Genomic DNA, 20,627 nt, shown 5'->3' with positions numbered 1-20,627 from the left:
TGAGGGAATAAAGCGTTGCCTATTAATTCTTCAGGCGGAGGGCAGTGCGGCCCATGCACACGCTTAGCGGGGGAGTAAGCAGACGGTTAATCAAAGTCGTGCAAACGCTTAAAATCTAGATGTGGCCTTCACTGCACGAATGACATCGGCACCAAGCTGTTGGGTATTCTTCAACCCACCTTTCGAATTGAACAAATCAACACCGATTTCTGCCGCGACTGAACGTAGTATCTCTTTGACGACTACGTGCTGCGGTTCTCCGTTGCGAAGGATTCGGATCACACCGTTTTCATATTTTACAATCTCAAAGTCGGAATAAGAGGCTCTTGCAGCTATTTCGAGCGAGTCAAGGGGGCGCTCTTCGCGGGCTGCACGTTTGATGGGATAGACGAGCTTGCCACCCTGTTCCCGCATAAGTTGACGAGCGGCGTCTACTGGCTCGTCCAAAAGCTCTTCCACCGAGACCCCTTTGTCCTCATCGATGTTGACCCGGAGGACCATCACGCGATCCACATGATGAAACGTGTTCAGATTGAAATCGACGTGAGTGGAGCTGGTAATGGTTTTCACCGATATTCGTTCATTCGAAGCCGACACTACGTCATAGCCCCGCTGATTGGTATCAAGGGCCATCTGACCACGAGTAATCATCGCGGCGTAAAGTTCGCCAATGCGCCCGGTCAGGTGATTGAGCTCGCCGGGGCCAACACCCCAGCTAATTTCCTTCTCGAACCAAGATAGCGCTTCGGCAAGCGACTGGATTATCTGGACTTGGGTGAGTGTTGGTCGGTCGGTTACAGCAAGCATGCTCTTGTTTCCGTTTCAGTCCAAGCTGATGATCTTGGCGGGTGCAAACCGTTCCAGCTTTTTCAATCCGGATACCATTCCTTTGCCCGGCATGGGGGTTCCCACCGCACCTTTCAGCCAACATTCTTTCTTCGGCTTGATATAGGTAAAGGCCACGCACTGCTTCTCGTCGATGCACGCTAGACGACATTCCAGAGGAGTCTTCGCCGAACGTTCTGGCCGCCGGGATAAATCGCCACCGGGTAAATCTACCTCATCAAACAGCGCTGACTGCGGATCAATTGTTCCAAGCGTGACGGCAGATGGATCTGCTTCTGCCCCACTCAGAAAACGACCTGAGAAGGCAACGCTATTTCCATCGGCGCGCCCCGCACTGGATTTCAGAAAGCAGTTCGGTCCTCTCTTGATTTTAGGATTGGCGTTGTATGTAAAAGCCTTGCACTGGCCGTTCAAAATCAGGCAGCGTTGAGCACATTCGCTGGCGTCGGCGACCCGCTGCGATGAGATGTCGTCACCGAAGAGGTCTAGCCCGGTGTAGATGGCAATACGATTGGGTCGCCGGGTGAACTCATCCAGAGTCGACAGTTTCGCTTGTTGTTGTTTTGAGTCTGGCGCAGGCGGCGATGTGCTACCGCCTCCCAGAAGATCAGCCTCACTCGACTTCTGGTCGCTATCTTGGCCAGCGACTACAACGGAAACATCGATAGTCGTGGGCGTCGTTGATTGCTGCGCCGTTCGATTGAGCTTGTATTTATCCACCTCGTCTTGGCTGAATATATGCATGTCATCAGGGGGCGTCTTAAACATGACGTGCATGACGTCTACTGGCGTCCCAAAGCGATTGAGGACTTCGATAATGTCCGAGATCGCGAGTTGTGCGCCTACAAGGTCTGGCGAGTCGGACGAAATCTGATGAACACCTAAGGCTCCATCGACCTTCCGCTCATTACCGGCGAGAAAGACAAATGAACAGGCGGATAGGCATTTGCTTTCTTTTGGAATGTAGGTCGCAAGCTTGCGTTGATGGATATCGTCTGCAATGAGCAAGCCCATTTGGACATTGCCGCCGGGACTATTGAGGGTGACGAGCTTCGCATTTGGCGCTGCTTGGAGCGCGCGGCGAAAATTTAGACCTGAGTTGACGTCGATATCGCCATTTAAGGCAATCACGTCCGGATTTGCGTCACTTACAGTGAAAGGGCCGAATGTTCTCTCTCCGGCAAATGCTCCGGAAAAAGTTGCTGCCAAAATAACGCTGGCGCTAACAAAGCTAAGTAATCCACGCATACGCAATACCCTTTACCCATGCATATCAAACTATACTGAAGCCGCGCGTGCAAGGCGCTCAATCATAAATCGCCTATGATTTTTGATTGCAGTTAAAGCGTGTGATTGCTGCGCCGGGATAATCCTTGGCACCTCTCCGGGGGCATCCTACGCGTGGTCTCCAATATCTATTGGAGATCACGATGGCGACAATCAGAAAACTCAGAGGGCGCTGGCAAGCACAGGTGAGACGGCGCGGTATGAAGCCGCGTTGCAAGAGCTTCGACACCAAGCTCGAAGCTGAAAAGTGGGCACGCGACCTCGAAGCACAGGTCGATAGATTCGGCGCTGCCCCTGACACGAAAATCCTTGAAAGCACGACGCTCGGGCAGCTTCTTGAACGATATCAGCACGAAGTCTCGCCTCTGAAGCGCGGTTCGGTCCAAGAGATACAGCGCATTGATGTGCTTCGCCGCCACGAACTCGCATACAGGACCATGATCGGCTTAAGCCAACAGGACATTGCGTCGTTCCGTGACGAGCGGCTTCAGATTGTAGCTCCATCTACCGCTGTCCGTGAACTTGCGATCCTGAGCCACGTCCTTGAGGTCGCGATCCGCGATTGGGGGCTTCCGCTCGCAAAGAACGTAGTGAAGCTGGTTCGCCGTCCTATGATCCGCAATGAACGCAGCCGTCGTTTAATCGGCGATGAGGAGCAACGGCTGCTTGACGCTTGCGATGTCGGAAAAATACCTTTTCTCCGGACGCTGTTGGTCGTTGCCGTCGAGACCGGGATGCGCCGTGGTGAGCTTCTCGGATTGAAATGGAGTGACTTCTCTCACAATCGTCGAGTGCTTTCGCTCGCTCTTACCAAGAACGGTTCCGGTCGTGACGTTCCTCTGTCACAGCGTGCATTCGATATGCTGATAGCGTGGAGGGAACACTCAGCGGTAGATCAATCTACTATATTTCCAATGCGTGCCGGGACGCTGGAACAGGCATGGCGAAGGTTGCTTGTGCGTGCTGGCATAAAGGGGTTGCGCTTCCATGATCTACGCCATGAAGGTGTCAGCCGCTTGTTCGAACGTGGTCTGAACGTGATCGAGGTCAGCAGCGTAAGCGGGCACAAAGAGCTACGGATGCTAAGAAGATACACGCACCTCGCCGCTGACGATCTCGTGGCACGTCTTGGATAGATTAATCTACGGTCTGCTTTTGAGCTGTTGCTCTGCGTGTAGTGCGCCGGAAGGACATTGAAGTCCTAGAAAAAATCCTCTCGATTGAAGGGGATGGCTCGGGCCGCCGCCGAGTTTTGAAACCCAAACCACCGCTCCTGCTAGCAGCCGAGATTTACCTTTTGACAAATACGCGGCTTCAGACGCGGCAGAACCGCCAGAGATCGACCGGAATTGGAGGCGGGGCTGGCAACGGGTTTCTTAGGGGCAATAAGAAACTCGTTTCCTCTATCTTTGCGCTAAGTTGACGCGAAACCAGTAATTTCACGTTTTTTGGTCAATTTCGGCATCCCAAGTTACTCAAACTATTGAGCGACGCGTGAGAACGCTTTTTTTGGTTTGCGCGTAAGGCGAAAAAGCTCCAGCTGACCACCTCTGAATTTTTTTTGAACATTTTTGAGAATTCGCCGGCGATTCCGCTATATGCTGAAATGAGCTGCCGGCTGCTCATCCGAAAACGAAACCCGCTTAACTCGCCATAATGGCGTGAAGGATGAGCTATGACTGAAACATCGAAATCCCCCGAACAACTACGCCTTCGCTCTCTAATCGAGACGATCCAGCAACATCCGACCGAGGTGCTCCAGGCTGAGCGACAGCTCTATGGCATGAAGTGGTTTGATTACCGGTTCATGTCCCCGCATGATGCCAACATGCTCTTTGCTCGAACCTATCAGGAAATCTTCCGTCGGAAATTCGCGGCAGAGGTTGATTCCCAATCTGTCGAAAACGTCAGCGGCATTCATCTCCGCACGATTGCCACTAATGCCCGCGAGAGAAGTCATCTCGTTGCCGCCCGCCAGAGGGCAGATGAATTTGGGATTGCGTATCCGGTCTATATCGAAGCGGCTTTTGACTTCGCGCTGCGCCGAGGCAATAAGCGGAAGAAATTTCCCCGCCCAAATCAGCTTCATGGCAACGACGCATCCGCAGACCTTTTTGCGAAATATGTAACTGGCAGGTGGAGAGAACATGTGATGGCTGGTCTGGCCCGCGTCGAACATCCCTCCTACCTCATCGAAAACTATCGAAAAATACAGGCGCAGGATGACTTCCGGCGCTTCATCCTCAAACATGTGCAGGAGGTTAGCATGCCTCTTCACCGTGCAATCCAGATTTTCAGCTATGATAGAAAGCAGGTTCCGGCTGAAATCTTCAGGTCTATCGCTAACGAGGAAGTTTTCGAACGAGCGCTGGCGATCGCAGATAGCTATCTCAGTGATGGTCCGATTGCAGAGGTGGTTTCCACTTCATGGGGTTCCACGGAACGTTGGCCAACCTGCTTCGGGATGCACTACACTCATGACCCTTCCTCAAAGGAATGCTCATCGTGCCCGCAGAGACAGGGCTGCAAAAAGCTTGGCGATGCCGTTCTGAGCGAAGCTTCTAAACAGTGCGGAGTGGATGACCCGGCTGGCGATTATAATAGGCGGATGGACCGGAAGCGCCAACAACGGTGTAGAGCCAATAGGCGCGCTCAAACAGATGACAGCGGTTCGATTACGCTCCCTCATATTCATGATTAGGTTTTTTCCTAACCGGAGCAGATTTTGGAGAGAAAGACGTGTCACGCTACCAATATGTATCAATATTCTCTTAGAGATAAAAAGAAGAAAATTGGTAGCGTGACATTCCAGATCTAAAACCACTCTCCGGCCCGTAAGCTAGCAGCCAACTTCGAGCATACAACAACTTCGCCGGTGGTTAGAAAGGGAACTCGGAAGAAGATGAAAGAACCTCACAGAGAGTCACCAGCGAGCTCAAGCTTTCGGCCAAACATTTCCTCGTCCCGCCCTTGAAAGCCAGCCAGCGAGCTTCCCTGAGTCAATATGAAGCATCCAGACGCTGCGCGTCGACCTTGAGAGTTCGAAGCAATGTCCGGGGGTGAATTCCATGCTGTTTCGCGATGGATTCGGCGGTCGCTGAGCCATTGGCCAGAGCTTGCCGAGCGTCCCGGCGCTGATCGTCTGTCATTGCAGGGCGACGACCGATGCGGCTCCCACGAGCACGAGCGGCAGCCATACCAGCCCGCGTCCGTTCGCTTATCAGCGATCGCTCGAACTCGGCCATCGACGCGAGAACGTGCAGCAAGAGCCGACCGGCTGGCGTGCCAGTGTCTAAGCTTTCACTCAAAGATCGGAACTCCACCCCACGCTCGTTAAGGTCGCGAATGAGTTTGAGAAGTTCGAAGAGAGATCGACCCAAACGGTCGAGACGCCAGACAACGATGGTATCTCCGCGCCTAAGCTTTCGAAGCAGGCGCGTCAGACCGGGTCTTGTAAAGTCTGCACCGGAATACCCTTCATCGGTAAGGACATCGGTGCATCCCGCCGCCCTCAGCGCCGACATTTGTAAGTCGAGGCTTTGTTCAACGGTGCTGACACGGGCATATCCCAAGGTGTTCATTCTGCCTGCCGCCTAAATTTTTGGTGCAATTCATCCGTTCATGATACCCGGCAAGCCCTTGATTAAAAGGAACCTTTTCGTGCAGCACGGCATTTCTGTTGACCGAGAAAGCGTCTCCGAAGGTTTTCAATACGTTATCTTCGTGCGCCATATCGTCGGTTCGTTATGACGGAACCCTTCCCTTTCGTGCGGCACTTCCATCACGAATTTGCCGGAGGGTCATATGCTCAGCAAGAAAATGGCGAAAATGCTCGCTCGAACCGGAGTGACGCTCACTACGTTGATCGGCTTACTGAGCACTCCGGTGGTTGCGGGCCCGCTGGACACCGCTTACGCGAATGCGATGGTGCCTTACGTCGTGCTGAAACGCGGCTCCGTTGAATGTGGAAAACCCGCCGGAGAGCACATCTCCTATAAGACCCGGCTGCTTGGCATCCTCGGTCGTGTTCCAAGTATCGATTTGATAGCGGTCGATAGAGAAATCGAACGGGCGTTTGAGCGGGAAGCGCCAAGGACGAACTACGTGGAGTGCTCCGATGCACTTCTTCAGCGGTATCAGAACGCTCTCGACACTGACGCAGAGAGGGCTCTGCAATATCTTGCCGAGCAGGTTCGTGCATATCCGTAAAACAGATCGATCTACCGTTCTAGATGTGCTTGTTCTTTTCAAGCCATCCTTCCAATGCGGCCACCAGTGTTGGTCGTAAACGGCTGCCATTGTGAAGAGCTTGCCCTAAGGAGGGGTTGAGGCGCTTTTCGCCCAACTCAGCCATGACATCGCCCATCTGCAAATTACGTCTGGCCATTATCGCTTTGATACGCGCCTTCGCCCACGCTTGGAGGCGACGATCGATCGCGACTGGAACTTTCGCACTAGCAGAGCTAGGGTGCGGCGTCTTTATGCCGGATTGAGCCAGCAGCCACTTTTCAAATTCATCGCGTTCCTGGGCACTGGCTTTTTCCCATGCGTTCTTTAGCTCGTGCAGCCGTGTTCTGGGTGTTTTCAGTCCAGCAGCAATCGCCGCATCTGTAGTCGTTCTGTGTTTCCCAGCTTTCAGGTCAACGTAAATCGAGGGGAACTCGTTTTTCAGTCGCACCTCGTAATATGCTTTGTCGCGTTTCTGCTTCTTAGGCATTTCAAAACATCCGTATCAAACGCATTCGTCGGTAACGGCAAACACTGGAAAAAGCCATAGAGCGTTATGGCAGCTTGCCCATTGAGTTTCTGCTCGACATCAAGCACGTTGCGTAGAGCTTCCTGTGCATCACCGATCATGTTGAGTTTCTGAAGGGTCTTCCTTCCAACGGGGCTCGATCCTTGTTCAGCCATTTGTCTTCATCTGGTGTCATCTTGAAAACTAAAAGTTAGGTAGGACGTCGTTCGAATGACTGACTTACGACATCTCCACACTTTAGGTTGTGTATCTACGTAATTTCCGCTGGCTCTTTTCTCCTTCGCTGGTAGCGTCACCATGTTACAATTCGAGGGAAACAATGCGTTACATCGATAGTGGGACCCGCGACCCGCACCACGCGCTCGGTCATTGGCTCAATGCAGAACTAAGTGGGAACATCATTGGGCTCCGTATTCAGTCTGGATTCTACAGTGGTGAGGCGTTCGCGCCCTTTCGGCAGAGTTTCGCGAGCCTTTCAGACAACGGACACCCCGTGCGAATCGTTTTGGGATCAAACGATGGCGAGACCCTAGCTTCTCATCTACGGGAGCTGGTGACTGAACTTCAACTTCCCAGACCCAACGCGAGCTTAGGCGTAGTTTACTACCAGAACGCTTACTATCATCCAAAAACCTATCACTTTCTGAGGGCCGACGGCTCTCAAACTGCCTATGTCGGATCAGCGAACTTCACACTACCGGGAGTAACAGCGCGACATGTAGAAGCTGGCATTATCTTGGATAGTAGAAATGGGGACGCGCTGGAGGTTTTGGACCAGATCGCTCAAGCGACAGATCAATGGTTTGAGAACTCAGCTGCTGGATTTGAGCGAGTCGCGAGTATGGCGGACGTTGGGCACCTTCTTGATGCGGGAATAATTCGAGCCACTCCTTTGCCGCGTCCTCCACGCCCATCTGGAGCGGGTGGACAACCGCCGCAGCGCCCAAGGCTGAACCAACTCGTGACGTTTAATAATCAGGTCCCGCCTCCAGCTGTTGGGGCGCAGGTGCAGTGGCAAGCCTTGCCGACCGAACTAAGGACGCCGCCTTATCCACCATACATTTTCTTCGCCCCGGATGCGGAAGGGCCAACGGTTGGTCCAAGCGCTCTAACCAATAACGGTCTGGGCGATGCTGCCGGACTCATCGTCAAGTTGAACCGTGACAATGATCGGCACTGGCGCGGAGCGAAAGGAACAGCCAACGTAAGCATTCCCGTATCCACTGCCGCGACAATTCGTTTCGGTGTCTTTGGAGATAGAAATAGACCCCGCGCCGAGTTCGATTTTTTCATTCGCTATGCTACTGATGGCCTCACCATCTCTGGGCAGCCAAGTAAAACAGGGCTGATGTCGTTCGGCTTCACCCCCGGCGATGTTGGTCATGGAGACCTTCGGCTAGTGATCCCTGCCGCGCCCATTCGGACAATGCAGCAAACACTACAAACGCAGCAAAGACCAATTCCAAAGGCCGAAGACCTTGCTTTGCTTGAATGGCCAACGCCTACGACGCCTACTTTCAAAATGACATTCATAGATCAGCAATCAGCTTTGGGACAGGCAACGCGACAGATATGGAATCAGGCTGCTGCTAACGAGCAATTGGCAAGCCGTGGCGCATGCTGGTTACCTTCAGACTTCTCACCTAAGTGGTAAGCCATTTCGAACCACAATGAGCGTTTCAGCTTGAACCGCGTTCGATGCATGTAAGCCGAAACGCTGGTAGGCCTGAAGAGGAGTTACCTCGGACGTAGTCCAGCCGACGCTGTTTGCTAAGGAGACAAGATGAGCGGGGGTGTCTATATCAAATCGCTTTCCGCCCAGCACTGTGTGATTGTGGCCCACAATCAGGGCAAAAGGGGCCCCAGCCTTAAGACATTTCGAAGTCGATTCGAACATTTTCCTCATTTGAAGGAAATATCGATAGAGCAGCGAAGGAACAGCTTGTCGGCGAAATCCATCCTTGCTCGTCAGCGCGTTTTTTAACGATAAACAAAATTCCCATTCGTTGCCCGGAAGGCTGTCGCTGTTGTTTTCAAGAGCTTCAATGGCGCACTTTTTTTCTTGGGACCGCATCTCCCGACTTCCAGTCAGGTCCGACTCTACGACTCCAATCTGTTTCGGATCGAGTAAACCTAGCCAAACCAACGACAGGCGCTGCGTGTCGATGTAGGGTAAAGCGGTGGCGTAAGGTGGGCTCGTGATAGCTATGTCGGCGGCACCGCCTATTTCTGCCTCACTAAGATTGCGATTGTCTTTGTAAAGAGCTTGTCCCACGGACAAGTCGGTTCCAACTACGCCCTGCGCAGCTTCTAGCTTACGAATTGCTTCGATAGCTGACTTTTGGAAGATCGTTATGAACTTTTCAGCTGTATTGGCACTTGGTCTTCTTCGAATTCTGAGGTCTGCAGGATCTTGTAGAGAGAACTCTCTAATAAGATTGCTGGCGATAACTAAGTAGAAGCTTTTATTTTCGGCCTCGTCCTCAATTGATATCTTCGTTTTTTCAATTTCTGCAAGGTGTTCTGGCTCAAACCACGATCGCAGATATTCCATACGGCCACTGGCGTCATGTGCCGGACTTACTTGATGACTACGCGTGACAATGCGTTCGAGGCCCTCCAACAGACGTTTGGCGGGAGTTGTCAGAGCCGCCAGCTTGGCGTTAGCGATGTAGACAGCGAGTGGATTCAGATCGGTTCCTACCGCGCGAACGCCGCGATGGGCTGCCTCAACCAGTGTTGTCCCGCTGCCGCAGAACGGATCGAGAAGCAGGCTGCCCGGACTAACCCCCAAAATGTTCATAAGGGCTCGGCAAACTTGGGGGTTAAACTTGCCCCGATACTCGTGTAATCCGTGAACCGAATACCGAGTTGATTGCCTCCGCTCCTTGAATGAAGCTGATTTCTCCAATCTCTTCTGCACCGTGTCATAGCTCTCAGAGCCATCGGAGACGCAAGAAAAGTAAGTAAGAAGCTGAGCACTTGAGACGCTTCCACCATTTGCAATAACGCTGCCATCGTCAGCCAGCGTTAGGTTGCTGCCGACTAGCGAACGGGCCTCGCGGAATGCCAGTTCCCTCTCGTAGGGGAAGTGCTTATAGGAGCTCCATTCCAGCTTCATAGGAATGACCTTCGCATAACTACAATATTTTCTTGCTTGATATTGGCGTGCGCCAAATTGAAGGACTTCCGGGTGCTCAACACGTTTCGAGTTCCCTCGTAAACAAGTTCGAAACCGCTGTCTTCCCCAACCTTCCGAATTATAGCAGCGTTATCTATTGTCTCTCCATGGATAATCGACCTTCCAACGACAAAGCAGACCCAGCCGTCGAGCGTTAACATCTCCGAAAATTTTCTAAACGCCGAAGTCATCTGATCTACGAACGTTTGCGACGTGTGCCGATTTTTCTTGAAAAAGTGCGCCCGCGCGCCGATCTCTTTCTCTTTAACCTTCAATGGGTCGTATCCGAGCCACCACATCCGATATTTATGATAAAGCCAGTATTCATATGCATTTGGATACGGAGGAGAGGTGATTATGGCGCCGATCTTTCCACGCAAGGCTACCGTGTCAACTTGCAGCAGGTCGCTATTAATTATTGTCGCTGAAACCAAGTCATAGTTCCGGCTCCTCAAGGCGCTGAGTAGCCTGTCACACGATCGTTGAAACGCGATTTTTACATCATCAGGCTTCAATGGCTTTTCAACCGCAGCATAGCGCGTGTCGCTTTCTTGGTTTGATACACGCACAATAATACTCGATATCGCAAGGCGCACGAAGTCTTGGTGGATCTCTGGAATCGTTTCAACCGCAGCTGTGAGACGTGCAAGCGCTGCCTGGATAGGCGACTTAAACCAATGGCTCAAATTCGGAATAGCTGGCACAGGCGCGAAGCCGCTATCAACTGCACCAACTAAATGTGCAACGGACACCTCTATCCCGTCCGGAATTGGACTCGTCTTCACCCGGGCCATTAGGCACGCAATTGGATTAAGATCCACTCCAACGCTTTCGAGGCCTCTGCGTTGAGCTTCCGCCACCGTCGTTCCGCTGCCGCAGAACGGGTCTAAGACGATGCTTCCTTTGCGAAGTGGCAAAGCATCAAGAATGGCTGCAGGAAGATCGGAAATGAACTTTGCAGGATAGGGATGGACACCTTCAATCTCGTTAGTCACGACACGGACCTTGAAGTCCCAATCAACTTTCGTGAGGAATTTGGCGACACCCGCGTTTTCTTGCTCAAAATGCTCGCGAGATTCGCGACCGCTTTCCAATGCAGTTTCCAGCATCTTGTCTCCATATGCCATTTCGATTGCGGATACACCTCCGGGAAGGCCCGCGATGCCGTCGAAAGATTCACGATTCTAGAGGTGCGTTTATCAAAAGTCGCCAACCAATCCAGTATATGTTGGGGAAAATACCATTTTGAATAAACACTGATGCTAATCCGCCGCTTTGCCTGTTAGCTAGGAATAGCTCGACGGTGATGCCGTCAACCTTTTGAGGTTTACGTCCGTATCCGGCACATCGCGGCCACAGTTATCTTACGTCCAGCTGCCGACTTTCGACTTACCGCTACCCAGCTCTGCCATTGATGTTTATGAGGAGCGCGCAACGCAAGCGTTCGCGCATGCGGAGAGGTGGCAGAGTGGTCGAATGCACCGCACTCGAAATGCGGCATACCTGCAAGGGTATCGTGGGTTCGAATCCCACCCTCTCCGCCATAATTTACGCTGAGCCGTAAGATTTTTCCGAGATAGCCTGATTCATTCGTTGGTCGCTTTGATGCTGCAGTCCGCTAGCGAAGCCGGTGCCGCTTTGCGCCAGCGGAGGCAGACTGGTTGAGATAGCCGTTGGCTTCCATTTCGTTGCGTCCCACCCGCGATCTTCAGCACCTGTTGGAGGCCCACATGGCCACGCTCCCGAAAAATTGGGATGCCGGCAAGTGCTCGTTGATATCCGCCATTGCCTCTTACGGCAGAGGCGCTATCATAATTGTGTTGTAGGACGATAAGCTTTGGGAGGAGCGATAGGTGAGACGGATGTGGCCAGACGAATTTGCCTTTCTGCTGGACGGCGCGGAAGAGGTTGACCTGCATATTCCATCGGGGGCACACGACGACAGTTCGCCCGAAGAAACGATATCCAAGAAGGCTTTGAAAGCCCGCATCAGCCAGCAGGATTTTGAAAAGATTTGGCATCTTGCAGAGGCTCGCTATCGGCTGACCGGCAGGTTTTCGGGCAAGGCGATTACGCTGATCGCCAACAATCCTCACTATCAGAAATGGCATCCCTCCGACGGCGGCAGCGTCGAGAGCGTGTCCGATAGCGGTCAGAAATACACGACGCGCTATGTGATCGTGCATTTTCTCGTTGATGATGTTCGCGAGCTGGTCGAAGCCTGAACTCCGCAGGAACGGTTCTTGCCATTGACTGGTCGAAGGGCCTTTCGAAATCCAGCGGTGCCGGGTAATTCTTGGCACCGCTTGGCGGCGTGTTAGAGGTGAGCTTCAATATCTGCGTAAGACTACGATGGACAGCGCGTGTCCGTAGTCCACTGAAATGCCTCTATACTGGTGCCGTCTTTGACCTCTCCGATGGCAGGGTGACGTACTGACCTTTCGCAGGCTTTACCGCTGCTGCGATGTAAAAATTTCCTCCGAATTAAAATAGTTTTCCTTTAAAGAAGGAAAACACGTTATGCCGGAGGATCACATGGCAAAGGACAGCACAAAGACCGAGCCTGCGCTTTTGTCGCAGAACCCGCATGCGGTTCGCGAGCCGAGGGTCAATAATCTCGAAATGGCGATCGGCCATGAGGTGCGTGCCTATCGCAAGAAGCTGGGCATCACGGTCACCGATCTCGCATCGGCCACCGGTGTATCGGTGGGAATGCTCTCAAAGATCGAAAACGGTAATATTTCGCCGTCCCTCACCACGCTGCAGACGCTTTCAAAGGCGCTCGGCGTGCCGATCACGGCGTTCTTCCGTGGCTTCGAGGAGCCGCGCAGCGCCACCTTCGTCAAGGCGGGCCAAGGGGTGAACATCGAGCGTAGAGGCACCCGCGCCGGCCATCAGTACAGCCTGCTTGGCCATATCGACAACAATACCAGCGGCGTCACCGTCGAGCCCTATCTCATCACGCTGACGACGGACTCGGATGTATTTCCGACCTTCCAGCATGAGGGCATGGAGTTCCTCTACATGCTGGAGGGAGAGGTGGTTTATCGCCACGGCGAGCAGCTTTTCACCATGCAGGCGGGTGACAGCCTGTTTTTTGATGCTGATGCGCCGCACGGACCGGAGGAGCTGGTGAAGCTTCCCGCTCGCTATCTGTCGATCATTTCCTATCCGCAAAGGCGGCTGACAAATGATTGAAAAGTTGCCTTAGAAGAAAAAAATATTCCTGATAGTTGACGAGATGGAATTCCATATGCTAGCTCTTCATTCAGAAACGAATGGAGGTGCCTGTCGATGTGCGGCATTGTTGGACTATTCCTGAAAGACAAAAGCCTTGAACCGCAGCTGGGTGAGCTGCTTTCGGACATGCTCGTGACCATGACGGATCGTGGACCGGATTCCGCCGGCATCGCGATCTATGGAAGCGCTGCCGATGGCCGGGCAAAAGTAACCATCCAGTCGGCCGATCCCGTCACCGATTTTTCGGGCCTTGCCGAAGCGCTGAAGGAAAATGGCGTTGAAGCTTCGATTGCGGTGAAAAGCACCCACGCGGTCCTGGATATTCCATCGGCAAAGCTCACGGAAATTCGCTCGGTCCTGGCCGCCATCCGCCCGAATGTGCGGGTGATGGGCTCCGGCGACAGCGTGGAAATCTACAAGGAAACCGGCCTGCCGAAAGATGTTGTCGCCCGTTTTGGCGTGCGCTCCATGGCGGGCAGCCATGGCATCGGCCACACCCGCATGGCAACGGAATCAGCTGTGACGACGCTTGGCGCACACCCCTTCTCCACCGGTGCCGACCAGTGCCTGGTGCATAACGGTTCGCTCTCCAACCACAATAATCTGCGTCGGGAACTGGTACGCGAGGGCATGACCTTCGAAACCCAGAACGACTCGGAAGTGGCCGCCGCCTATCTCACGGCTGAAATGGCCAAGGGCAAGGATCTGGGCGAAGCGCTGACCGGCGCGCTCGATGATCTCGACGGGTTCTTTACCTTCGTCGTCGGCACCAAATCCGGTTTCGGCGTGGTGCGCGATCCCATCGCCTGCAAGCCAGCGGTGATGGCCGAGACCGATCAATATGTCGCTTTCGGCTCTGAATACCGCGCGCTGGTCAATCTGCCCGGCATCGAAAATGCCCGCGTCTGGGAGCCGGAGCCGGCGACCGTCTATTTCTGGGACCATGAAAAGGCCGCGTGAAACCGTCATCGGCGCATATTGCGAAAGTCATATCCATGCCAGTTTTCGATCTCTCCCACACGCCTTTGCGTGAACTCAACAGCGCGCTCCATGGGCTTTCCTCGGGCGCAAACGACACCGAATTCGAAGTTGTCAATCCGCGCGGCCACCATGCCGTCGCTGTTGGCATAGACAGCCCCGTCATCGTCGATGTTCGCGGCTCGGTCGGTTATTATTGCGCCGGCATGAATGATGGCGGCACCGTCACCGTTTACGGCTCGGCCGGGCCGGGCGTTGCCGAAAACATGATGTCGGGCACCGTCGTCATCGAGGGCGACGCTTCGCAATACGCAGGTGCCACCGGTCGCGGCGGGCTTCTGGTCATCAAGGGCAATGCCGCCTCCCGCTGCGGCATTTCCATGAAGGGCATCGATATCGTCGTGAAGGGCAATATCGGCCACATGTCCGCCTTCATGGGCCAGTCCGGCCACCTCGTTGTCTGCGGCGATGCGGGCGATGCGTTGGGTGACTCCCTTTATGAAGCGAAGCTTTTCGTGCGCGGCTCGGTCAAGAGCCTGGGTGCCGATTGCATCGAGAAGGAAATGCGGCCCGAACATCTGGAGAAGCTTGCCGAACTTCTTGAAAAAGCCGGTGTCTCCGATGTCAGCCCAAGCGAGTTCAAACGCTACGGTTCGGCCCGCACGCTCTACAATTTCAACATCGACAACGCCGACGCGTATTGAGGCGAGGGATTTTCCGATGAGCTATCACAACCCCTTCACCCCACCGCGCAAGTCCGCGACTTTCGATGATCACACGCTGGCGGAAATCCGCCGTGCGGCTGCGACCGGCATCTATGATATTCGCGGCGCAGGCACGAAGCGGAAGGTGCCGCATTTCGACGACCTGCTGTTTCTCGGCGCGTCCATCTCGCGTTATCCGCTCGAAGGTTATCGCGAGAAGTGCGATACGACCGTCACCCTCGGCACGCGCTTTGCCAAGAAGCCGATCACGCTGAAAACGCCGATCACCATTGCCGGCATGAGCTTCGGCGCGCTTTCCGGCAACGCCAAGGAAGCGCTCGGCCGTGGCGCGACCATTGCCGGCACGTCCACCACGACGGGCGATGGCGGCATGACGGATGAGGAACGCGGCCACAGCCAGACGCTGGTTTATCAGTATCTGCCGTCGCGTTATGGCATGAACCCCAAGGATTTGCGCCGTGCGGACGCCATCGAGGTGGTCGTCGGCCAGGGTGCGAAACCGGGTGGCGGCGGCATGCTGCTTGGCCAGAAGATTTCCGATCGCGTCGCCAATATGCGCAATTTGCCGAAGGGCATCGACCAACGTTCCGCCTGCCGTCATCCTGATTGGACCGGCCCGGACGATCTGGAAATCAAGATCCTTGAACTGCGCGAAATCACCGATTGGGAAAAACCGATCTACATCAAGGTTGGTGGTGCGCGCCCCTATTACGACACCGCACTTGCAGTAAAGGCCGGTGCCGATGTGGTGGTGCTTGATGGCATGCAGGGCGGCACGGCGGCCACGCAGGACGTCTTCATCGAAAATGTCGGCATGCCCACGCTTGCCTGTATTCGCCCCGCAGTACAGGCGCTTCAGGATCTCGGCATGCATCGCAAGGTGCAATTGGTCGTGTCCGGTGGCATTCGCTCGGGTGCGGATGTCGCCAAGGCTCTGGCGCTTGGTGCCGATGCGGTTGCCATCGGAACGGCGGCGCTGGTGGCGCTGGGCGATAACGACCCGAAATGGGAAGACGAATACCAGAAGCTAGGCACCACGGCCGGCGCTTATGATGACTGGCACGAGGGCAAAGACCCCGCAGGCATCACCACGCAGGACCCGGAACTTGCCGCACGTCTTGATCCAATCGCCGCCGGTCGCCGCCTCGCCAACTATCTGAAGGTCATGACGCTCGAAGCCCAGACCATCGCGCGCGCCTGCGGCAAAAACCATCTCCACAATCTGGAGCCGGAAGATCTGGTGGCTCTGACCATGGAGGCTGCGGCAATGGCGCAGGTTCCGCTGGCGGGAACAAACTGGTTCCCGGGTAAAGGCAGCTTTTAAAAAACACAATGGACGGGCGCATTTGGGAGGATGTGGCCGTCTTTTTCGATGAAGTGTCTGATATTCAAAAAAAGGGGAATGACGTGACACTGGACCTCTCCAAGTTTGCTGCCGAAAAAGGCATCAAATATTTCATGATCAGCTATACCGATCTCTTCGGTGGCCAGCGCGCCAAGCTGGTTCCTGCAGAAGCGATTGCCGATATGCAGAAGGGCGGCGCCGGATTTGCCGGTTTCGCCACATGGTTCGATCTGACGCCCGCCCATCCCGATCTCTTCGCAGTGCCGGACGCCTCCTCGGTCATCCAGCTTCCCTGGAAAAAGGATGTGGCCTGGGTTGCTGCCGATTGCGTCATGGAAGACCAGCCAGTGGAACAGGCGCCGCGCGTCGTTTTGAAAAAGCTCATCGCGGAAGCGGCCGGGCAAGGGCTGCGGGTCAAAACCGGCGTGGAACCGGAATTTTTCCTGATTTCGCCGGACGGCGCGAAAATCTCCGATGAGTACGACACGGCGGAAAAGCCCTGCTACGACCAGCAGGCAGTGATGCGTCGTTACGATGTGATCGCGGAAATATGCGACTACATGTTGGAGTTGGGCTGGAAACCCTACCAAAACGACCATGAGGACGCGAACGGCCAGTTCGAGATGAACTGGGAATATGACGATGCGCTCCAGACGGCGGATAAACATTCCTTCTTCAAGTTCATGGTCAAGTCGGTTGCCGAAAAGCACGGGCTGCGCGCGACATTCATGCCGAAGCCTTTCAAGGGGCTGACCGGCAACGGCTGCCATGCTCATATTTCGGTCTGGGATCTGGACGGCAAGGTCAACGCTTTTGCCGACAAGGCAATGCCTTTCGGGCTCTCCGCAAAGGGCAAGACGTTTCTGGGCGGCATCATGAAACATGCCTCCGCTCTTGCTGCCGTCACCAATCCGACGGTTAATTCCTACAAGCGCATCAACGCGCCGCGGACCATCTCGGGCGCGACCTGGGCGCCGAACACGGTGACCTGGACCGGGAACAACCGCACCCACATGGTTCGCGTGCCAGGGCCGGGGCGTTTCGAACTGCGTCTGCCGGATGGAGCCGTGAACCCCTATCTGCTGCAGGCCATCATCATTGCGGCCGGTCTCTCGGGTGTCCGCTCACAGGCCGATCCCGGTCCGCATCACGATATAGACATGTATCGCGAAGGTCATACCGTGACGAATGCGCCTAAACTGCCGCTCAATCTTCTCGATGCGCTGCGCGAATACGAGAAGGACGAGGAACTGCAGCAGGCATTGGGCATGGAGTTCTCAAAGGCCTATCTCAAGCTCAAGCAGGGCGAGTGGAACGCTTATTGCGCGCAATTCACTGCCTGGGAGCACCAGACAACGCTCGACGTTTGAGTTCGGGTTTCCCCGCCGCCCTCGCGGCTTTCCCCGCGCTCGTCAGACAGCGCGGGGTTTTTCCAATATTGATGACAGAGAGAGTGCCGGATGACGAACTTCGTCCTGACCGTAACCTGCAAGTCCACCCGAGGCATCGTCGCTGCCCTTTCAGGCTTTCTCGCTGAAAAAGGCTGCAACATCGTCGATAGTTCGCAGTTTGATGATCTCGGCACTGGCCGTTTCTTCATGCGCGTGGGCTTCATTTCCGAAGAGGGAGCAAAGCGTGACGACTTGATGGCTGGACTGATGCCGATCTCGCAGAAATTCGGCATGGAAGTGGCGCTTCATGACCAGTCCGAGCGAATGAAGGTCCTGCTGATGGTCTCGCGCTTCGGCCATTGTCTGAACGATCTGCTTTACCGTTGGCGCATCGGCGCCTTGCCGATCGATATTGTCGGCGTCGTCTCCAACCATTTCGATTACCAGAAAGTGGTGGTCAATCATGATATTCCCTTCCACCACATTCCGGTGACGAAGGAAAACAAGCCACAGGCTGAAGCCCGGATCATGGATATTGCCGAAAGCACCGGAACCGAACTGATCGTGCTTGCGCGTTATATGCAGGTGCTTTCCGACCGGATGTGCGAGACGATGTCGGGGAAGATCATCAATATCCACCATTCTTTCCTGCCGTCCTTCAAGGGCGCCAACCCTTACAAGCAGGCCTATCAGCGTGGCGTGAAGCTGATCGGTGCGACGGCCCACTATGTCACCGCCGATCTCGACGAAGGTCCGATTATCGAGCAGGATATTGTGCGTATTACCCATGCCCAGAGCGCGGAGGATTATGTTTCGCTCGGCCGGGATGTCGAGGCGCAGGTTCTGGCACGCGCCATCCATGCCCATATCCACCACCGTACTTTCATCAACGGTAACCGGACCGTGGTCTTCCCGCCAAGCCCGGGCAGCTATGCATCGGAACGGATGGGGTGACGCGGCATTACGACAAGCTGGTCGCGCGCTGTTGCCATAAACATGGTGCGCGGCTAAATAAGTTGGTACGCCATAATATAAAGAGCCAGAACCTGTTTTCACGCCCGGCGGGGCGGAAGCGGGATGTGCCAAACGAGGTGATACCATGACCGGTGCTTTGCAGGGAACTGCCATTCGCGTTGAGCGTCCGACCAAGACGCTGAGGGAGCTTGCGCTCGACAAGGTGCGCGACGCCATCGTGAACGGTTACTTCCGTCCGGGAGACCGCCTTGTGGAGCGCGATCTCTGCGCCCAGCTGGGCGTTTCCCGCACCATCGTGCGCGAAGTCCTGCGGCATCTGGAGTCCGAGGGGCTGGTGGCGAATTTGCCGAACAAGGGGCCGATGGTTGCGCTGCTCGATCTCGCCGAGGCCAAGCAGATTTACGAAATCCGCGGTGCGCTGGAGGGAATGGCGGCTCGCCTTTGTGCGGAGCGTCGCGATCCCGCCATTGTCGAGGCGCTTGAGGCTTCGCTCGAGCATATTCGCGAAAGTTACGTTGCCAAGGATATGCCCGGTGTTCTCGCGCATACCTCGTCTTTTTATCATACGCTGTTCAGCAAGATCGACCGGCATGTCGCCTGGGGTGTCGTCAATTTGCTGACGGTGCGGATCAACCATCTTCGCTCCATGACGATCAAGACGAAAAGCCGCGATACCGAAGGTCCGGCGCAGATGAAAAAGATCGTCGATGCGATCCGGAAAGGTGACGGGGACGCCGCTTACAAAGCCGCTCTCGATCATGTCACCAGCGCATGCGCTATCGCCGAAGCCGTTCTCACCGCGCAAAAAACGGCTGACTGACGGTTTTTGGCGCTCCGTTCTGCTTGTCTTGCGGTTGCCCAGCTGGCGGCCGCAAGCTCTTGGTTTTTTGATTTTATGGTTGTTTTACAATAATTTAGAAAAACAAATGACCGCTTATTGACAGGGCAATCCGTTTGGTGTGATGGTATGCCATAATAAATAATATAAAGAGCGGAGCTTAATATGAACTGGAATCCGATTTCCCGGAAATGCATAGCCGTGCGCGCCAAAACCTCTCTGGCGGGCTTTGTCATCAGTCTTCTTGCCGGTGCGGCCGTTGCACAGGACTGCACGCCGAAAATATCCAACGATCACCTCATCAAGCCCGGCCATCTCGTGATGGCGACCAGCCCGACATTGCCGCCCATGGCCTATGCCGACCAACAGGGCGTGCTCAAAGGCCTTCGTATCGAGTTGGGTTATGAAATCGCCAAGCGCCTCTGCCTGAAGCCCGAATATATCAGCACGGAATATGCCACCATGGTGCCGGGCCTGCAGGGCGGTCGCTGGGATATGATCAATGCAGGTCTGTTCGTGACGGCGGAGCGGCGCAAGATCCTGTTCATGATCCCCTATGAGAGTCTCGCCATCAGCATTTCAACGGCCGTCGGTGCATCCGAGCCCATCACCAAGGTGGACGATCTGGCCGGCAAGGCCGTCAGCACCGATATCGGTGGCTATGCCGAGCGCAAGATCAAGGAATTGAACGAGGACTTCAAGAAACGCAGTCTTGCGCCGATGACCATCAACCTGTTCGACAATTACGCGACCGTTTATCAGGCGCTGCGGGCAGGTCAGGTTCAGGCCGCAGTCTCCATCGATCCTGTCGCCAAGCAATACCAGGATCGCGGCGAGTTCACGCATGCACTTTCCGGCATGTACCCCACGCCCGGTTCGCTTTCCTTTGGAAGCAAGGACGTCGCCAGTGCCGTCTCTGCTGCTCTCAAGGAAATGAAGGCCGATGGTTCGCTTGAAAAGCTGATGGGTGGTTATGGCGTGAGCATCGCGCCCGGCGACCTCGCCGTTCTTGGTCCGGAAGGCTGAAATCTCCTCCATCTGAACTGTCAGCGCGGCGGGAGAGTT

General features: G+C 54.7%; 19 protein-coding genes and 1 tRNA gene. 14 read left to right on the top strand and 6 right to left on the bottom strand.

Features of this window, described 5'->3' with window-relative positions; genetic code table 11:
* Positions 1-108: 108 nt before the first annotated feature.
* Together RBH71_RS08220 and RBH71_RS08215 are read right to left on the bottom strand one after the other, a co-directional pair.
* A complete protein-coding gene (locus tag RBH71_RS08220; protein ID WP_323687248.1) occupies positions 109-807 on the bottom strand; it encodes a DUF6998 domain-containing protein in 699 nt (232 codons plus the stop codon).
* Positions 808-822: 15 nt separating this feature from the next.
* Positions 823-2,094 (bottom strand): PAN domain-containing protein, encoded by a 1,272-nt coding sequence (locus RBH71_RS08215; protein WP_323687247.1) that lies wholly within the window; start codon positions 2,092-2,094, stop codon positions 823-825.
* A 182-nt stretch (positions 2,095-2,276) separates the two neighbouring features.
* On the opposite strand from RBH71_RS08215, the gene RBH71_RS08210 reads away from it, so the two are divergent.
* Both RBH71_RS08210 and RBH71_RS08205 read left to right on the top strand, forming a co-directional pair.
* The gene (locus RBH71_RS08210) at positions 2,277-3,269 is read left to right on the top strand and encodes a site-specific integrase (RefSeq protein ID WP_323687246.1); all 993 of its coding nucleotides are present in this window, start codon (positions 2,277-2,279) and stop codon (positions 3,267-3,269) included.
* 539 nt (positions 3,270-3,808) lie between these two features.
* The gene (locus tag RBH71_RS08205; protein WP_323687245.1) at positions 3,809-4,834 is read left to right on the top strand and encodes a hypothetical protein; all 1,026 of its coding nucleotides are present in this window, start codon (positions 3,809-3,811) and stop codon (positions 4,832-4,834) included.
* A gap of 298 nt (positions 4,835-5,132) precedes the next feature.
* On the opposite strand, the gene RBH71_RS08200 is transcribed toward RBH71_RS08205, so the two are convergent.
* The gene (locus tag RBH71_RS08200) at positions 5,133-5,714 is read right to left on the bottom strand and encodes a recombinase family protein (RefSeq protein ID WP_323687244.1); all 582 of its coding nucleotides are present in this window, start codon (positions 5,712-5,714) and stop codon (positions 5,133-5,135) included.
* Between the two features lie 223 nt (positions 5,715-5,937).
* Here RBH71_RS08200 and RBH71_RS08195 point away from each other — a divergent pair, with 223 nt between their 5' ends.
* Positions 5,938-6,342 carry a hypothetical protein gene (locus RBH71_RS08195; RefSeq protein WP_323687243.1) on the top strand — a complete coding sequence of 135 codons (405 nt, stop codon included), beginning with the start codon at positions 5,938-5,940 and terminating at the stop codon, positions 6,340-6,342.
* Between the two features lie 19 nt (positions 6,343-6,361).
* Here the strand turns inward: RBH71_RS08195 and RBH71_RS08190 are convergent, their stop codons facing one another.
* Positions 6,362-6,850 carry a hypothetical protein gene (locus tag RBH71_RS08190; RefSeq protein WP_323687242.1) on the bottom strand — a complete coding sequence of 163 codons (489 nt, stop codon included), beginning with the start codon at positions 6,848-6,850 and terminating at the stop codon, positions 6,362-6,364.
* A 358-nt stretch (positions 6,851-7,208) separates the two neighbouring features.
* On the opposite strand from RBH71_RS08190, the gene RBH71_RS08185 reads away from it, so the two are divergent.
* On the top strand, positions 7,209-8,543 hold the full coding sequence (locus tag RBH71_RS08185) for a phospholipase D family protein (RefSeq protein WP_323687241.1): 1,335 nt from the start codon (positions 7,209-7,211) through the stop codon (positions 8,541-8,543).
* On the opposite strand, the gene RBH71_RS08180 is transcribed toward RBH71_RS08185, so the two are convergent.
* Together RBH71_RS08180 and RBH71_RS08175 are read right to left on the bottom strand one after the other, a co-directional pair.
* Complete coding sequence (locus RBH71_RS08180) at positions 8,529-10,010, bottom strand: TRM11 family SAM-dependent methyltransferase (RefSeq protein WP_269834913.1); 1,482 nt, start codon at positions 10,008-10,010, stop codon at positions 8,529-8,531. The genes RBH71_RS08185 and RBH71_RS08180 overlap by 15 nt on opposite strands.
* Positions 10,007-11,179: a DNA methyltransferase gene (locus RBH71_RS08175; RefSeq protein ID WP_269834914.1), complete on the bottom strand. Its 1,173-nt coding sequence runs from the start codon at positions 11,177-11,179 to the stop codon at positions 10,007-10,009. Before RBH71_RS08175 ends, RBH71_RS08180 begins: the two co-directional genes overlap by 4 nt.
* Positions 11,180-11,524: 345 nt before the next feature.
* Between RBH71_RS08175 and RBH71_RS08170 the strand changes: the two genes are divergently transcribed.
* From RBH71_RS08170 to RBH71_RS08125, 10 genes are all read left to right on the top strand, one after another.
* Positions 11,525-11,614, top strand: a tRNA-Ser gene (locus tag RBH71_RS08170).
* Between the two features lie 318 nt (positions 11,615-11,932).
* On the top strand, positions 11,933-12,295 hold the full coding sequence (locus RBH71_RS08165) for a hypothetical protein (protein ID WP_003511512.1): 363 nt from the start codon (positions 11,933-11,935) through the stop codon (positions 12,293-12,295).
* A 295-nt stretch (positions 12,296-12,590) separates the two neighbouring features.
* The gene (locus RBH71_RS08160) at positions 12,591-13,268 is read left to right on the top strand and encodes a helix-turn-helix domain-containing protein (RefSeq protein WP_003511510.1); all 678 of its coding nucleotides are present in this window, start codon (positions 12,591-12,593) and stop codon (positions 13,266-13,268) included.
* Between the two features lie 96 nt (positions 13,269-13,364).
* Positions 13,365-14,270, top strand: coding sequence for a class II glutamine amidotransferase (locus RBH71_RS08155; RefSeq protein ID WP_003511509.1), 906 nt, complete (start codon positions 13,365-13,367; stop codon positions 14,268-14,270).
* A gap of 35 nt (positions 14,271-14,305) precedes the next feature.
* On the top strand, positions 14,306-14,992 hold the full coding sequence (locus RBH71_RS08150) for a GXGXG domain-containing protein (RefSeq protein WP_003511508.1): 687 nt from the start codon (positions 14,306-14,308) through the stop codon (positions 14,990-14,992).
* 16 nt (positions 14,993-15,008) lie between these two features.
* On the top strand, positions 15,009-16,337 hold the full coding sequence (locus RBH71_RS08145) for an FMN-binding glutamate synthase family protein (RefSeq protein ID WP_003511507.1): 1,329 nt from the start codon (positions 15,009-15,011) through the stop codon (positions 16,335-16,337).
* 83 nt (positions 16,338-16,420) lie between these two features.
* Positions 16,421-17,728, top strand: coding sequence for a type III glutamate--ammonia ligase (gene glnT, locus RBH71_RS08140; RefSeq protein WP_003511506.1), 1,308 nt, complete (start codon positions 16,421-16,423; stop codon positions 17,726-17,728).
* 90 nt (positions 17,729-17,818) lie between these two features.
* Entirely contained in the window at positions 17,819-18,703 is an 885-nt protein-coding gene (purU, locus tag RBH71_RS08135) for a formyltetrahydrofolate deformylase (protein WP_003511505.1), read from the top strand.
* A 145-nt stretch (positions 18,704-18,848) separates the two neighbouring features.
* Positions 18,849-19,544 carry a GntR family transcriptional regulator gene (locus tag RBH71_RS08130; protein ID WP_003511504.1) on the top strand — a complete coding sequence of 232 codons (696 nt, stop codon included), beginning with the start codon at positions 18,849-18,851 and terminating at the stop codon, positions 19,542-19,544.
* Positions 19,545-19,727: 183 nt separating this feature from the next.
* Entirely contained in the window at positions 19,728-20,588 is an 861-nt protein-coding gene (locus RBH71_RS08125) for a transporter substrate-binding domain-containing protein (protein ID WP_003511503.1), read from the top strand.
* The last annotated feature ends 39 nt before the right edge of the window (positions 20,589-20,627 follow it).

It is taken from the genome of Rhizobium sp. AN68, assembly GCF_030758035.1.
GTDB classification, from domain to species: Bacteria; Pseudomonadota; Alphaproteobacteria; order Rhizobiales; family Rhizobiaceae; genus Agrobacterium; species Agrobacterium tumefaciens.
Note: the sequence above shows the minus strand (reverse complement) of the source record. Positions and strands in the feature narration are given on the sequence as shown.

Excerpts from the sequence above, each read along its gene's own strand:
- RBH71_RS08220 (WP_323687248.1), bottom strand. The coding sequence starts at position 807 with ATGCTTGCTGTAACCGACCGACCAACACTCACCCAAGTCCAGATAATC.
- RBH71_RS08215 (WP_323687247.1), bottom strand. The coding sequence starts at position 2,094 with ATGCGTGGATTACTTAGCTTTGTTAGCGCCAGCGTTATTTTGGCAGCA.
- RBH71_RS08210 (WP_323687246.1), top strand. The coding sequence starts at position 2,277 with ATGGCGACAATCAGAAAACTCAGAGGGCGCTGGCAAGCACAGGTGAGA.
- RBH71_RS08205 (WP_323687245.1), top strand. The coding sequence starts at position 3,809 with ATGACTGAAACATCGAAATCCCCCGAACAACTACGCCTTCGCTCTCTA.
- RBH71_RS08200 (WP_323687244.1), bottom strand. The coding sequence starts at position 5,714 with ATGAACACCTTGGGATATGCCCGTGTCAGCACCGTTGAACAAAGCCTC.
- RBH71_RS08195 (WP_323687243.1), top strand. The coding sequence starts at position 5,938 with ATGCTCAGCAAGAAAATGGCGAAAATGCTCGCTCGAACCGGAGTGACG.
- RBH71_RS08190 (WP_323687242.1), bottom strand. The coding sequence starts at position 6,850 with ATGCCTAAGAAGCAGAAACGCGACAAAGCATATTACGAGGTGCGACTG.
- RBH71_RS08185 (WP_323687241.1), top strand. The coding sequence starts at position 7,209 with ATGCGTTACATCGATAGTGGGACCCGCGACCCGCACCACGCGCTCGGT.
- RBH71_RS08180 (WP_269834913.1), bottom strand. The coding sequence starts at position 10,010 with ATGAAGCTGGAATGGAGCTCCTATAAGCACTTCCCCTACGAGAGGGAA.
- RBH71_RS08175 (WP_269834914.1), bottom strand. The coding sequence starts at position 11,179 with ATGCTGGAAACTGCATTGGAAAGCGGTCGCGAATCTCGCGAGCATTTT.
- RBH71_RS08165 (WP_003511512.1), top strand. The coding sequence starts at position 11,933 with ATGTGGCCAGACGAATTTGCCTTTCTGCTGGACGGCGCGGAAGAGGTT.
- RBH71_RS08160 (WP_003511510.1), top strand. The coding sequence starts at position 12,591 with ATGCCGGAGGATCACATGGCAAAGGACAGCACAAAGACCGAGCCTGCG.
- RBH71_RS08155 (WP_003511509.1), top strand. The coding sequence starts at position 13,365 with ATGTGCGGCATTGTTGGACTATTCCTGAAAGACAAAAGCCTTGAACCG.
- RBH71_RS08150 (WP_003511508.1), top strand. The coding sequence starts at position 14,306 with ATGCCAGTTTTCGATCTCTCCCACACGCCTTTGCGTGAACTCAACAGC.
- RBH71_RS08145 (WP_003511507.1), top strand. The coding sequence starts at position 15,009 with ATGAGCTATCACAACCCCTTCACCCCACCGCGCAAGTCCGCGACTTTC.
- purU (WP_003511505.1), top strand. The coding sequence starts at position 17,819 with ATGACGAACTTCGTCCTGACCGTAACCTGCAAGTCCACCCGAGGCATC.
- RBH71_RS08130 (WP_003511504.1), top strand. The coding sequence starts at position 18,849 with ATGACCGGTGCTTTGCAGGGAACTGCCATTCGCGTTGAGCGTCCGACC.
- RBH71_RS08125 (WP_003511503.1), top strand. The coding sequence starts at position 19,728 with ATGAACTGGAATCCGATTTCCCGGAAATGCATAGCCGTGCGCGCCAAA.